Origin of the sequence: Acinetobacter sp. YH12021 (assembly GCF_013420145.1) — a bacterium.
Lineage (GTDB): Bacteria > Pseudomonadota > Gammaproteobacteria > Pseudomonadales > Moraxellaceae > Acinetobacter > Acinetobacter towneri.
Genome location: NZ_VOYT01000079.1, coordinates 1 through 1033, shown reverse-complemented (window position 1 = coordinate 1033; position 1033 = coordinate 1). Strand labels below are relative to the sequence as shown.

The window sequence follows — 1033 nt, the reverse complement described above, 5'->3', positions numbered from 1 at the left end:
GCAGTTTTTCACTGACATCTTCGCCGATACGACGGAGTTGGCAGCCACAAGCACATTGGGTTGATGCAGGTTCATGCTCAATACGGATGGTGTGTAGATGATCTGGCAGTGGTCGACGTTTAGGTTTGTTGACTGTTGCTTTGTGTGTCGCTGCATTGGTTTTATCTGCATTTAGCCGCTCCAGTTCTAGATCAACCGCTGCAATATCTTCTTCAACCGCTTCATCCCACAGATGGATTTGTTTTGCAGTGAGATGTTCGTTTTTACTGCCGAATTTGTGCTGTTTAAATAGTGCGAGTTCATGCTCGTATTTTTGATTGAGAATAGAAAGATGTTGAACTTTGGCATCCAATTGTTGGTTTGATTTTTCTAATTCTTGATTTGATTCTGCCAGAGACTGATGCTGCATCGCCAACTGCCGGGTGAATTCCAGCAGTTGTTCATGGGTCAGTTGGCTTAAGTCAGGCAGCGTATTCATGACCGCAGTATGCCTGAGGTCATGACGCAGAGGAAATAGAACGTTTGGAGAATAGCAGAATAGCCGAGCTTGGTTTAGAGCATTGTTACCACTTGCTGTCGTCCAATGCGCTGCCAGGGCAAACCCTGGATCAGTGCCTGTAACTGTTCCGGGTTGAGGGCCACGGTTTCACCTTGGTGAACTTGAGCCCAGTGGAATTTTCCCTGTTCCAAACGCCGGGCACACAGCCAGATGCCCAGTCCATCATGTACCAGCACTTTCATACGATGGCCACGTTTATTACAGAACAGGTAGGCGCAATGCGGTTTGATTGAGCCAAAGGCTTTCATAATCTGCGCCATGACCGTATCCATCCCTGCTCGCATATCCAGAGGTTGGGTGGAGAGCCAGATTTCATCAATGCGGATCATGTTGCAAGTACCTTGAGCAATTCTGCCAAGGCAGGTATTTCTGATGTCTGCCATTTTAGCTGAATATCATTATTCGTATGAGGCACGGTGATACACAACGTGATCCTCTCATCAATAGGTTGGCTGATTGCAGCAGTGTAAGGCA

1 protein-coding gene and 2 pseudogenes are annotated in these 1033 nt (G+C 47.1%); all 3 read right to left on the bottom strand.

The annotated features are described in order from the left end of the window. Positions 1 to 478: pseudogene (locus FTT91_RS14640) on the bottom strand (IS66 family transposase); the annotation flags it as partial. Positions 479 to 552: 74 nt separating this feature from the next. Then, a complete protein-coding gene (gene tnpB, locus FTT91_RS14635; RefSeq protein WP_002034689.1) occupies positions 553 to 888 on the bottom strand; it encodes an IS66 family insertion sequence element accessory protein TnpB in 336 nt (111 codons plus the stop codon). Further along, positions 885 to 1033, bottom strand: a pseudogene (locus FTT91_RS14630) (IS66 family insertion sequence element accessory protein TnpB); the annotation flags it as partial. The gene tnpB and the pseudogene FTT91_RS14630, both read right to left, overlap by 4 nt.

Excerpts from the sequence above, each read along its gene's own strand:
- tnpB (WP_002034689.1), bottom strand. The coding sequence starts at position 888 with ATGATCCGCATTGATGAAATCTGGCTCTCCACCCAACCTCTGGATATG.